Below are 13,563 nucleotides of genomic sequence, written 5' to 3'. Positions count from 1 at the left end.
TTGAGATTTTGCTTTAAGCGCATAGTCCGCTGAATAGTTTAACGTTTTTCTATAGTTAATATTATCCATTTTTAACCGCGGATAAAAATATCCTCTGGTATTCCAAGATACCTCATGACGGCTTTGACATTTGGGCGCAGCGGCTCGTTGAAACCACGATGAAGGGTTCCATTGACTCGTATCGCTGATGTTTTAACAGAAAAAAAGATACGGAAAATAGCCATCAAGGAAGGCCTTGTAAGCTTCTTATCTCCAGGTCCCATAATGGTTGCTGATTCTTTCTTCATTTCTCTTCGAACAACATGTTCAGCAATACTCAGTACAAGCATCAGGATCAGCATCAAGTACCCAAGGGCTTCAACGCGTCTTGGGGAGTCCACGTAAAGTGCATTGACAAACTGTGGCGACTTCAAGAATTGAAACTTTCGTTCGACGCCGCCCTGCGTCTTGTATTCTCGAAGAATCGCTTCTCCTGACAGGCTTTGGTCTGTAGAAACCACCACAAAGATACATTCCTTGTTGATGCACCGCTGGATCTTCTGTTTATCCTCTCGAATCGAAACAATGACGGAGAAGATGCTTCGCGTTGGATTTGCATCAGGATTCTTGCTGGGCCGCCCAGGACGCTTGATGATTTCCTCCGTGATTTCAAGACCAATGTCATGATACTTGATTTTACTGATCTCAGACTTCATCAACGTCTCAATCTCAATCTGTGCATCTTCCCGGCAGGCAAAAGTTCGTTTACCTAAACGTTTCACCAATGTTTCCAAGGATTCGCGCTCTTTAGTAATACGCTTTTCGACAGTTTTACGCTTTGAAGCCTCAAGCTTTTCGGAATAGCACACAGCCATCTTCATCGGAACATCATGATAGACGCATGACTCCGACATTATGCGGTAGATGGAAGGCTCTGTGGCGGTTTCATACTTGTAAACTGGCAAAGTGTCCAACTGATCCAGCGCTTTTTCAACCGCACGCCTGCACTCAAGGACATTGTCAGGCATACGTGTGATGATCTCAATCTGAAGACGTTTGGCCTTTTCAAGGAATTCACGCGTAAAAGCTGCGCTGTCCGCGATGTAGAAAAATGGTGTCCCGTCACTTTCGAACTGATCTCTCAAATGTGCAGCACGTTCAAGGTTGTCTACGTTGTAGGTTTTGTCGCTGAGATTGCCTGAAAAAACCTGGCCATCAATGCAAATCCCTTGAGTGACGCCCATTCCATACATGATTTGTTTTTTGTCAGGACGATGTTGTTTTGAATAACCGAAGGTAATGTCAACCGCTCCAACTGTTCCTTCTTCAGTTTCATACTGGCCCCACATCACCTTAGACGTGGTATCAAAGTTGACGCTGCCCAGCCGTATGCCATAATGTTTAAATGCTTGAACTGCAATGGCTGAGAGGAGATTTGCACCGCCTGCTTGCTGCATCAGGTCCAAGAATCCGCCGAATCGGTCATCGTTGAGTTTGTTGCGATCTATAGAGCAATTAAAAAGGGAATCCAGATCAATTCTTTCAAAGTAGTCGCGAATCCGATACAGTGGGTGATGCTCATCAGCCATCGTCACCAGCATCATCTGAGCGAGGTGTCCGTATTGAATGTCAGTAGGCCTTCCGTTATGCGAGGTCAAGTGTTCATCGAAAATCTTGCCTAATCCGATCTGCTCACAAATCCCAATAATTAAACCGGCTTTGCCGCTGTAGTAAGGAATAATTTGTTCAAATGAAAGACTCATGGATTCACCTCGAAATATTTGATATAGCTATATTTCGACACAAATCACAAAATTCCTTTTTGAATAATTTGGAAATTATAAACTTTTTATTTGGTAATATTAGTTAGGCGGACTATGCGTTTAAGGATGGGACGGAGGTTGAGGGGTAAAGAAAAAAAGCCACTTGCTCAATCATGGTGACTAAGCAGTGGCTTATAAAGAGGGGATGGCAAATTTAATAGTTTTTTTCATTGAACAATCCTAAGCAACATACTTAAGTCAAATAGCTCTACCAACTAATCACAACAAACATCAATGATAACGTAAATGCAAAAGTGAAGGTCACAAAAGACATTAAATCATTTACAAAATTTTCAATTTTAGCAACAATACGTGAAAAGCAGTCGCAAATTTTTCATATCAGTATGTTTGTTCAGTCTACATGATTGTAATTCAAATGACGTATTACTAATTTAACAACGATTGGTATTAATATGAGTTGAGTTAAAATTCCAGGAATCCCTGTAACAATTGAGGTTAAAAGCGCAGCCAACTTCGGAACTTGAAGATTTAAAATATTTCCTGCAAATATTAATGCAAAGGCATATGCAATTCGCCCAGAAATCATTGCCCCAATTAAAGAAATCATTATTCGTTTCGGGAATTTTGTATAAAGAATCCCTGACATTAAACCATAAACCCCTAATTCAATCGTCATAAGTGGCATTATTGGAAATAATTTTGGCATTCCTGTCAAGGCAGTAGAGATCGCAGGCAATACCAAACCAACTAGTGCACCGAAAGGCGCCCCGCACAACATACCAGCCAAAAAAACAGGTATATGCATAGGTAAAAGAATCGGACCGCCAGGCAAACCCGTTAAGTGGAGTAAGGTTGGCAAAATAATGCCAACTGCTATTAGAAGACCACCTATTACTGTCTTTTTTGTAGTTGAAAATTGCTCTGATGGTAATACACAAATATTTTTCATATAGACTCCTTTATAATAGATTTTATAAAAATCGTTTCTTAAAATTCTGTTAGCTTTCTTCATTTTTTTCTTAAATGATATTGAATCTGATATTCTAGGATCTCAAAATTTATTATCATCAACTGTTGGCATAACATGTTAGTAATCCATGTTCTCTTTTAATACATGATTTAAATCCTAATTAAAGAATTACGGGAAAAGCTAATGGAAAGATGATTTATCCACCGCACACTATAGGAAAAATTGCTATGTCGTCGTCTTCTTCGATTATTGAATCCAGTCCATTTAAAAATTTGGAATTTTTCCCATTAATCAACACTATGCTCTGGTTATATAATTCAAATTCATTTACTTCCATCTTCTTACCAAAATCAAATTTTAGAATCATAAATTCAAACACATTCCGTAACACAACTACATCTTCAATATTAAAATATTTTTCATTAACAATTTCACGATATGAAGCAAAAACACGGATTCTCATCTACTCATTTCCAATCTATCTAATTTACTCTATATTAATGAATTTTTTTTACTATTTCATCAATTATATTTTGATCGATATCAAATACAACTGATTTGGGCTCGAGTTTTTCACTACGCATAAAATCAGGTAATTTATTGTCTACATTTGTTAATCCCGCCAATTCGTTGAACTTAATTTCATAGCCATTAATCTCTTTGCCTATATCAAAGTATTGATCTGGTGTAAGTTTTAAACCAGTATATGCATTAATTAATTCTAGGAGAGCATTAAGTGTTTCATCACTCGAATTCACTGCATAACTTGTAAATCTACAAAGCCCAGTATTCTCCAATGCGGTCGATTGGATAATACTATTTATCGTTATGTCAACATGTTTTTCCTTTTCATTTTTCATAAAAACGGTACAGCTTGCACCTGCAGTATGATCCGCGCCCATCGGGGAACTACAATATACCAAGCCCATCCCAGTTAACGGACGAGGATCGTACGCAGCCATGGCTTGACCTTTTACTTCAGGTACTCTAAGGTTATTGAATACTTTACCTGTTACTTTCGCACCCTGACCAATAATTCTACTCAAATAATTCTTATTACTATACATTCCATTTAATATTTCTTCACAAGCTCTGAAATTTCCGAATTCTATTATTCCTGAATCCATTGCAACTCCTAAAGCTACCCCGCATTCAACTGTATCAACACCCACATCATCACAAATTCTATTTAATCGAGCTATATCATCTAGATCGCCAATTCCTAAATTTGAACCTAGTAAACATACACTTTCATATTCAAACCCACCTGTAATATTCTTCCCTGATTCATCAACATAGACGTTTGAACATCTAATAACACAACCTGGCATGCAACTATGACCTACTTGACCACCTCTTGCTTCTAGAATCTGATTCATTTTTTCTCCAGAAATATTATCAGCATGTTCGAATGAGCCTTCCCTGAAACAATGCGTAGGCAGTGCGCCATACGCATTTACAATATTCACCAATACATTCGTGCCATACTTAGGAAAAGACTTCCCCGATACGGGGTTTTCCATTAATTTACTTACAAATAATTTGTTATAGATTTTTGCTTTTTCTTCATTAAGTGGTTTAATATTTTCAGTGCCATTGCCATCAATTACAATTGCCTTAATCTTTTTTGATCCTAAAACTGCACCTACACCGCCTCTTCCAAATTGCCTAGTAGGATCACCGTCTTTATCTGTAACTGAAATACAGGAACTCAAAAACTTTTGCTCACCAGCAGGTCCAATAGATAAAACTCCAATTCTACTGCCATAAATATCTTTCATTTTTTTTGTTGTTTCATAGCAACCTAAACCAACTAAATCTTCTGCGCTTTTTATTGACACATCTTCTTTGCCAATATATAGATAGACCCAATTGTCAGCACTTCCATTTTCAATAGCAAGTGCCCGAATTCCAAGCCTACCAAAATACATTCCTAATGTGCCACCTGAGCTACTTTCTTTAATTCCACCAGTCAATGGGCTTTTAGTACCTAAAGATACTCTTCCTGAACTCGAAACATTAGTCCCCGCAAGAAAACCACTAGAAAAAAATATTTTATTATTTATTCCAAGCGGATCACATAAAGGGTCAATTTCATCCAAAACTAATTTTGATACTAGTCCACGAGCAGATAAATGCTGATATTTAACAGGTAAATCTTCGCTAACAATATTATTCTTTGATAAGTTAATTCTCAATATTTTCATACTTCCCCTCCTTGGAAAGACGTTATATTTCTAAAAAACAGACCATAATTTCTAATCTCCTCTTTAGCAAAATTCAAACTAATAGAACCTAACGTGTATTTGAAGAAGTAATCAGAATAATGCAATATCACTACAATCATATTAAATATTCATTGATCAACAAATTTAATGTATTGAGAGTCTATCCGTTCTCCCAAATATAATGTTTATCAGTATCTTCAAAAAATTCATTAATTATTTTTTCTGTAATTATTTTCGACATATCTTCTATGGTATTTGGCTTATGGTAATACGTTAAAACTGGGGGAATAATTATACATCCAATTTGCGCTAATTCTAACATGTTTTTCAGATGTATGATCCCTAGTGGAGATTCTCTGGGTACTAGAACTAATTTACGTCTTTGTTTGAGAGTAACATCAGCTGCTCTTAATAATAAATTATCAGAATAACCATGATTAATTCCTGCCAATGTTTTCATACTACAAGGTACAATAATCATTCCTTCAGTTCGAAATGTCCCACTAGATATGCTATGTGATATGTCATCTGGATTACAAACATAATCAGATAACTCGTAAATTGAATTTATTCCATCAATAAATTCTAGTTCAGCTGTTTTAATAGCTGATGGCGTAGCAATTACAAATACTTCCCAGCATTTGGCTAATCTAAATGTCTGGATTACTTCTTTTGCCAGAGTGATTCCAGATGCACCACTTATTCCTACAATGATACGCTTTTTTGTCATAATTGATATCACAATATTGACGATTCGTCATCTAGATAATCGTTTATGTCAACTACATCATAATTAGGTATCCACATTTTTCTATACCTTTCTCTATCAGCTGCTAATGGAATTGTAGCATCTATTCCCATTTTGTCACTTACACCCTCTTCTGAGGACGGATCAAGTTTATTACCCATCGCTGACTTGATGATAAATACGTCTTCACTAGCTTGTACTCTGTTTGCAATCGCCCATTCTACATCATTCAAATCAAAGATGTCAATATCTTCATCAACAACTACTACATGTTTAACTTCACTACTACTTGCTAAGGCTGCAAAAATTGCATTTTTACCTTCTCCCTCATTCTTTTTTGAAATTGATATGACTACATGATATCTACAGCCACTCGCAGGAGTTATATGGACACCTATTGCACTTGGAACTGCTTGTTTAATCATTTGAAACATTGTTGCTTCTCTTGGGATTGCTCCTAATAGCAAATGCTCCATAGATGCAGGAATAATTGTATGGTAAATCGGATTATTTCTATGAGTTATACAAGTGATTTCAATACTATGCCGTTTTCCCATTGGCCCATACGTCCTCGGATATTCTCCAAAAGGGCCCTCATCAATCCTCACATTTGGGAGCATCTTACCTTCGAGAATGTACTCACTTTCAATGGGAACTTCAATATCAACGGTTTCACATTTCACCATTTTTATGGGTGATCCGACCAAACTACCAGCAATTTCGAATTCGTCTACACCAATTTTTGTCGTTGCTTGTGAGGCCAGTAATAAAAGAGGATGTGTACCAATTACTATAGCTACATCTAAAGGCACATTGTTTTTTTCTGCTTTATTAAATATATGATTGGTGTGTCTTGGTAGTAATAATGCGCCAACGTGATTTCTGTCTTTTATTTCATGTCTATGTATTGCTACGTTTCGAATTCCAGTATCTGGGTCTTTAACGATAAGCATACCTGCAGTTATGTATTTACCACTATCTTTTTCGTGGTGAATACAAACTGGCATAATTTTTTCAATATCAATATCTTCTGCAAAATATTTATTTTCTTTAATCGGCAAATTTTTATTTTCTACAATCTCACATTTTAAAGGCGAGGATAAGGCATAGGTAAATTTTTCCATCAATTGGTCAAAAGTCAAATCAAGTGATTTTGCCATCATTTTTCTAGTGCCCGCTAATCCAGTTATCACAGGAGTTTTATAACCTTTTACGTTGTTAAATATTACTCCATAATCTGGATCCAATTTTTTACCAACACAAGCAATTTCAAATTCTGGACTTATCTCTTTTGATACAGATTTTAAAGTACCTTCTTTCTTCATTACTTCTATCCAATCTCTAAGGTTTAATTCCATAATTCTTCTCCTCTTTCGTTATTACCATTTATTGTAATTTTCGGACAACTTAGCATTTGTATGTTAGCACTAGCGGCTATCAACTGTATCAGAATGACATTTTCTACTTATCTTTATTTAATTTTAAAGCGCCTCTTCAAGAATTGCTTTAATTTGCTCTTCACTGGCTCTTCGGCAATTAAATTTTAGCTGCACACTAAGCAAAGCATCTTTAGCAATTTGATCAATTTTTTCTTTTTTAACACCTAGCTCATTCAGTTTGCTTGGTAATCCGCAATACTTAACTAGTTTCTCAACGGCATCTACAGCAGCGTATGCATCTTCATAAAGGTCATTACTTGTTTTATCTATTCCAAATGCGCGAGCAATTTTAATGAATTTTTCAGGTGAGGAAACATAATTAAACTTTAATACATATGGCAACATGATAGCGTTTGCGATACCATGCGGGATGTGATAATGAGCACCTAAAGGACTAGCTATAGCATGGCTAAGTCCTAAAAAAGCATTATTAAATGCAATTCCAGCCATGAGTTCTGCTTGCATAACATTAGTTCTTGCTTCTAAATCTCCACCATTCATTACTGCTCTTGGCAGATATCTGTACAACAAACTCATCGCTTCTAATGCTAAAGCATCAGAAATAGGTTGACTAATTAAAGAAGTATATGATTCTATGGCATGTGTCAAAGCATCTAGACCAGTAGCAGCAGTCAATTTTGGTGGTAGTGATAAAGTAAGTTCAGGATCTAAAACTGCAAAATCTGGAACAATTAAGTTACTTGTAATTGTAAATTTCGTATTAGCATCTAAATCAGATAACACCGCAAAACATGTTACCTCGCTACCTGTTCCAGATGTAGTTGGTATTGCAATAAGTGGGATTCCTTTATTCTTAACTTTGTTAACTCCTGCATAATCTTGTAATTTTCCTTCGTTATTGAAGAGCAAACTAACACCCTTAGATGCATCAATTGGACTACCCCCACCAATTGCTAATATCAAGTCAATTTCATTTAGTTTTGCATATCTAAAAATTTCTTCAATTATTTTAGTGCTTGGATCTGATTCGACCTTATCAAATATGTAAATATTACAATCAGTTTGATTAATTATTTGAGTTAATTTATCTAGTATACCGGCACTTACAACGCCTGGATCAGTAACTACAATAACGTTTTTACTCTTAAAATTACTAATCAGGTCAGGTATTTTTTTAACTGAACCCTGTCCAAAAATAATCTGGGAATTTAAATTAAATGTGTAATTATACAATCATTTCACCCTCTAATCATATATTATTTGTCATATACAACATATTCAAAATTAATCATACAGATACTAATCTGTACTATATTTTTCATAATGAACTAATTATTAATTATCTTAAGAAAGTATATGGCAAAAATGTAACAACATCAGGAATATATGTTATGACCAATAATACAACAATACTTACACCTACCCATTTCCATATTGGTTTTATTAGCCTATTCAAGGAAACTTTTGTGACTGACGCGGTAGTAAACAATGCTACGCCGACTGGTGGAGTTATTAGTCCAATTGTCAAATTTAGGCACATTACCATTCCAAAATGAAGTGGATCTATACCTACTGATGTAACTACAGGAAGTAATACTGGAACCAAAATGATTACTGCAGCAAATGTCTCCATTACCATTCCAACTATTAATAAGAAAATGTTTATTAATAAGAGTAAAATGTATGGATTATTTGTTAAAGATAACATAAACGATGCAATCATCTGTGGAATCTGGTCAAGTGCCATGGTCCATCCTAAAATATTTGCTAATGCGACAATTATCATAATTGAAGCACTTGTAATTGAAGTTCTTTCTAGAATTGGAGGAATATCCGAAATTTTTAATTTTTTATACACGAAAAGACCTACAAGAAATGCAACGAACGATGCTGTTGCGGCTGATTCAGTAGGTGTAGTTATTCCACCAAGTATACCGCCTAGTATAATAACAGGTATTAACAATGCTGGAATACCCTTTAAAACACTAACTGCTTTTTCTTTAGCACTTGCTTTCTCTCTAACCGGCCAATTGGAGTCAACTTTTTTACCAGTTATGAAAATTAATACCATAAAGGCAATTGCCATGAGTAATCCTGGAACAATTCCTGCAAAAAACATGTCCCCAATTGAAATTTGCGCTGTTACTCCAAACACAATAAATACCATACTCGGTGGAATAATAGGTCCTAAAATTGAGGTGGCAGCAGTCAAACAAGTACTGAATTCTTCATCATAACCATCTTTATCCATTTCCGGTTTCATAATTCTTCCAATCAATGCAGCTGCAGCATTCGCTGAACCTAATAATGCACCAAGAAAAACACCTACTATGACAGTTGTATAAGCCATTCCACCCTTTATATGACCGATAAAGGATCGTGCCATATCGGCAAGTTTTTCGGTAATTCCGCCAATGCCCATTAATTCTCCTGCTAACACAAACAATGGAATGGCCATTAAACTAGTGCTATTCGTTGCTGAAAACATTCTTTGAGGCAACATTGTTAGTAAATTTATTTCACCCATTAGGATTGCATGCACTACACCAGTTGCACCTAATGCAAAAGCTATTGGCAAACCAATAATTAAAAAAAAGATAAACGCAAATGCAATAATCATATAATTTCACCACTTTTCATTTTTCTTTTATCTTCTTCAAATTCATTAATAATCAAAAGTAGTTGTTGAATTATCATCATACCGAGTCCTAATGGCATACTAAAATATATCCATTTCATTGGAACTTGTAGTGCAGGAGATAACTGTGCTTCAACACTGCTATCATTTAATAAAACCACTGAATAATAAAACAAAAATACTAAGAGCACAAACGATACCAAGTATGTGAAAATTTTTACATATTTTTTAATCTTATTTGGCAATTTTTCTATCACTAATTCCATTATCGCTAGCTGTCGTTCTCTTAAAGCGACTGATGCTCCAATAAATGTCATAAACACTAATGAGTATTTTGATAACTCGTCTCCCCAAACTAAGGGATTTTTGAGAAAGTATCTCATAAAAACTTGTAGTAAAACTGTTATAACCATTACAAGAACTGTACCTTTTGATAACAATCGCGAAAAACGATCTAACACTTTTCCAATCAAATTACCGACTTCAGATATTGAGTAGTTCATATTGGTTTCCTCCATCAGGTGTAATTGAGCAGCAACTATCAAAAGAATAGTCGCTGCTCAATAGATTCTGAACATAACCTAATTAATCTATTTTTGGCTTATAGCATACTCATAAAAAGCTTTAATTTTCGGATTTTTAGCTATATATTCTTCGGTTACAGATTTTGTTGCATCAACAAACGCTTGTTTTTGTTCGGCTGTTAACTCAGTCACTGTTATATTGTTTGCTGCTAATGTCTCTAATGCTACTTTTTCTTGTTCTTGGATGTATTGAACATTTTCTGCGAGAACTTCATTTGCACAATCAATAAAAAGTTGTTGATCTTCTGGTGATAGTGTATCCCAGAGTTCTTGATTAATCATAAAGATTGCCGGCCATGTAAAATGCTTGGAGAGAGTTACATTTTTTGCCACTTCATAATGTTTTTCCATAACTACTGCCGGTAGATCCATTTCCAAACCATCTATAACTTTATTTTGTAAGCTTGTATAAATCTCACCATACGGAATTGGTGTAGGAGAAGCTCCTACAGATTTAAATATTCCAATATGTAATGGAGTTTCAGCGACACGGATCTTTTTACCAGAAAAATCATTTGTAGATGTAAGCGGTGTATCAATGCTTACAAAATTTCTAAATCCACTGTCATATACTGCAAGAGCTTTGACGTTAAATTGTCCAAATTCATTTAATAAATCTTTTGTAACATCACTACTCATCACAGATAGCCATTGGTCCCAATTTTCAAACATAAATGGTAATTGTAATGCTGCTGCTAGTTCTGTAGTACTTCCAACTGGTCCTGCTGAAATAAGCGCTATATCAAGTGAACCTTGTTGAACCTGCTCAAACAGCTCCCGATCATCACCTAATTGTCTGGCTGGATAGTTTGTGATTTCAATTCTTCCCTCACTCTTTTCTTGAATTTTTGCTATGAAAAATTCCACTGCTTTATTCATTGGGTGATTAACTTGGGTTACGTTTGCCGCACGAAGAGAAATTTTTTCTACAGGTGCACTGTCACTTCCTTGAGCAGGTGTTGTTGTAGGAGGTTCTTCCTTCGCACATCCAGAAAATACTATAAATGACAATAGAATTAGTAGAACGATGCTGATTAATTTTTTCATAATTTCTCCACTCCCTTTTTTTTAATGTATTATTGCTTAATTGGACTCTTTTAGACTTATTGTTTAGACCGCCCCCCAATTACTGACTTAAATAATTGTGATTTTGTTATTTCACTAATTTATTTAAAATTGAGATGTCTACGCCACGTTGTTTTAACCACTTTGGTAGTAATTGAGTATCAACTTTTTCGCTTACTAATGGCGCTTTTTCAATTAGCAATTCCGCAAGCGATTTGCTAACATTAATCCCACCCATTGCACCATCAAAAATTATAACTTTATCGGTATTTGTTGTTCTATATGCGAAATCCATTGCAGCATCAGTTGTTTTACAAACAACAGCATAATCCATATATTCTTGATTAAGTGGGTCTGTATCAAATAAATCTGACTGTTCCTGACCAACAACAACTGTTGGTATATATTTTGAGAAGAATGCAGATGGATAACCTAACCAAGCATAGTTATGTACACACATTTTAATTGCAGGATTCATATCCGGTATAGAATCAAGAATAGGTCTGCCATTTTTTCCGTAAAACGCCTCAGTATACCAAGTATATGATGGTAATGATTGATTTAAATCGTATAGATCACCATTTGCCCCACAGAAATTTGCATATATTACGCCAGCAGCAAATACATATGGTACTGGACACGGAAAATCTAAAACAGCTATGCATTCATCTATTTCTCCAAATAATGTCATTATCTTCCCGTAAAGCTGACAACCAATAAATGTAGCTCTGTCATTTACAGCATAAAGATCATTATCTGCATCAACATCGATCATTCCATGTGGCCCTACATTTAGAAAGGCTGCAAATGCGAATTTCTTTTGTACAAAGTCGGATTCAAAAATTGCTCTAGCAGTAAAATTTGCAGCTCGCGGGCCCAAATTTTGATGGTAAGTACTTCTCGTTTCAATCCGAGCGTAAGACATGCCAAATGGTTTTACTGCCTTGTCTACTTGTCGATGAAAATGTACTTCTCTAACATCAGTATGGTGAGTATGCACAATCCAATCAGCATCATATGCTTTTTTCAAACCATATAATGTTCCAACTTCTGTCTCAATCGCAATGCCCTCGTCAATAGGTGCTATTCCAATAGCATGGCCCTGATAATGCTCATCTAGACCATATCTCTTTATATATTCTTCAGTTTCCCTGAATCGCATTCCAACGCCAGCTCGGAGCCTAATATTCCTGCATCCAGTCCTTTCAATTATTACATCTTTGACAATTTTTAATAATTCAGCATATGGAATACCTCCTAACAAGGTAAATCCATGATGTGATGCAAGAACATTTACTGTATGATTAGACTTGATCATACTCATATCAACTTTATATAGTGCTTCCCTTGATGCTTTACGAACATTTTCAATTGCATCATCACCACCAGGATAAATTACAGGAGGCAGATCAGGAAATAAATCTTTCAATTCTAAAGACACCATATTTTTCATTTCTGCAACACGCTTTTTAACCAAAATAGGGTCAACACCATATTGTGATTCCTTTGGTTCTATAGGAATAATTGGCTTCCTCATCATTTTATTTCACCTTCTTCACAACTATCCGTTTTTATGTGAACAATTTTATCTAGAAGTTCTTTATCTTCTTCAAAATAAAAACCACGACTGTTATATTTCTCTTTAACATTTTCTGAAATATCCCATGCAGTTACTGTTGTTCCATACCATTGCCACCCATTTGGTACAGGTTCAAGTTCAATCCCAGCTGCTTCTATCATTCTGAGTAATGGCTGGATACACTCTATCGTACAGCCAGTCCGAATGCCTGTAATTAGCGAGATTTCTTCAGGTGATTTTGCACCTGACAAAATCGCAGCAGCCACTTCATCGGCTCTAGTTCCAACACAATAGCACAAAATTTGTTCAGGATTAAAATGTGCTTTGAGACACAAGTCTCTAATTTTTTCATTATCAAAGTCACAAACATCGATACCTATTGTGATTGGATTCATCCTTTTAGTCATTTTTATTGCGTACTTTGGGCATCTTTCAGCGCAATTTGAGCAACCTCTACATCTATCGCTAATAACAACTGCCTTTTTATTTATCACTTTTATTGCTAATACGGGGCATACTTTTTCACATATTTTACAGCCAATGCATAAATCACTATCGACACATGAAAGCATCGTTACTTTTTTCATT

General features: G+C 35.5%; 12 protein-coding genes. All 12 read right to left on the bottom strand.

The genetic code is table 11. From position 1 onward, the window contains the following. Positions 1-71: 71 nt before the first annotated feature. The 12 genes from AC4PHM_RS00530 to AC4PHM_RS00475 all read right to left on the bottom strand — a co-directional run bounded on the left by AC4PHM_RS00530 (position 72) and on the right by AC4PHM_RS00475 (position 13,562). Positions 72-1,742: an IS1634 family transposase gene (locus AC4PHM_RS00530; protein WP_492017511.1), complete on the bottom strand. Its 1,671-nt coding sequence runs from the start codon at positions 1,740-1,742 to the stop codon at positions 72-74. A 412-nt stretch (positions 1,743-2,154) separates the two neighbouring features. Further along, positions 2,155-2,775 (bottom strand): ECF transporter S component, encoded by a 621-nt coding sequence (locus tag AC4PHM_RS00525; RefSeq protein WP_492018955.1) that lies wholly within the window; start codon positions 2,773-2,775, stop codon positions 2,155-2,157. A 154-nt stretch (positions 2,776-2,929) separates the two neighbouring features. Continuing rightward, entirely contained in the window at positions 2,930-3,196 is a 267-nt protein-coding gene (locus tag AC4PHM_RS00520) for a MoaD/ThiS family protein (RefSeq protein WP_492018954.1), read from the bottom strand. Between the two features lie 34 nt (positions 3,197-3,230). Continuing rightward, positions 3,231-4,940 (bottom strand): aldehyde ferredoxin oxidoreductase N-terminal domain-containing protein, encoded by a 1,710-nt coding sequence (locus tag AC4PHM_RS00515; RefSeq protein ID WP_492018953.1) that lies wholly within the window; start codon positions 4,938-4,940, stop codon positions 3,231-3,233. A gap of 181 nt (positions 4,941-5,121) precedes the next feature. Then, positions 5,122-5,691: a UbiX family flavin prenyltransferase gene (locus AC4PHM_RS00510; RefSeq protein WP_492018952.1), complete on the bottom strand. Its 570-nt coding sequence runs from the start codon at positions 5,689-5,691 to the stop codon at positions 5,122-5,124. An 8-nt stretch (positions 5,692-5,699) separates the two neighbouring features. After that, positions 5,700-7,067: a UbiD family decarboxylase gene (locus tag AC4PHM_RS00505; RefSeq protein WP_492018951.1), complete on the bottom strand. Its 1,368-nt coding sequence runs from the start codon at positions 7,065-7,067 to the stop codon at positions 5,700-5,702. A 123-nt stretch (positions 7,068-7,190) separates the two neighbouring features. Continuing rightward, positions 7,191-8,342: an iron-containing alcohol dehydrogenase gene (locus tag AC4PHM_RS00500; protein ID WP_492018950.1), complete on the bottom strand. Its 1,152-nt coding sequence runs from the start codon at positions 8,340-8,342 to the stop codon at positions 7,191-7,193. Positions 8,343-8,448: 106 nt separating this feature from the next. Then, positions 8,449-9,729, bottom strand: a complete 1,281-nt coding sequence (locus tag AC4PHM_RS00495) for a TRAP transporter large permease (protein WP_492018949.1) — start codon at positions 9,727-9,729, stop codon at positions 8,449-8,451. Beyond that, complete coding sequence (locus AC4PHM_RS00490; RefSeq protein WP_492018948.1) at positions 9,726-10,250, bottom strand: TRAP transporter small permease; 525 nt, start codon at positions 10,248-10,250, stop codon at positions 9,726-9,728. The genes AC4PHM_RS00495 and AC4PHM_RS00490 overlap by 4 nt, the downstream gene beginning before the upstream one ends. 87 nt (positions 10,251-10,337) lie before the next feature. Next, positions 10,338-11,378, bottom strand: coding sequence for a TRAP transporter substrate-binding protein (locus AC4PHM_RS00485; RefSeq protein ID WP_492018947.1), 1,041 nt, complete (start codon positions 11,376-11,378; stop codon positions 10,338-10,340). A 106-nt stretch (positions 11,379-11,484) separates the two neighbouring features. Continuing rightward, positions 11,485-12,936, bottom strand: coding sequence for a hypothetical protein (locus AC4PHM_RS00480; RefSeq protein ID WP_492018946.1), 1,452 nt, complete (start codon positions 12,934-12,936; stop codon positions 11,485-11,487). Further along, the gene (locus tag AC4PHM_RS00475) at positions 12,933-13,562 is read right to left on the bottom strand and encodes a 4Fe-4S binding protein (protein ID WP_492018945.1); all 630 of its coding nucleotides are present in this window, start codon (positions 13,560-13,562) and stop codon (positions 12,933-12,935) included. The genes AC4PHM_RS00480 and AC4PHM_RS00475 overlap by 4 nt, the downstream gene beginning before the upstream one ends. Position 13,563: the final 1 nt, after the last annotated feature.

It is taken from the genome of Acidaminobacter sp. QWL-03 (assembly GCF_058683855.1).
Note: the sequence above shows the minus strand (reverse complement) of the source record. Positions and strands in the feature narration are given on the sequence as shown.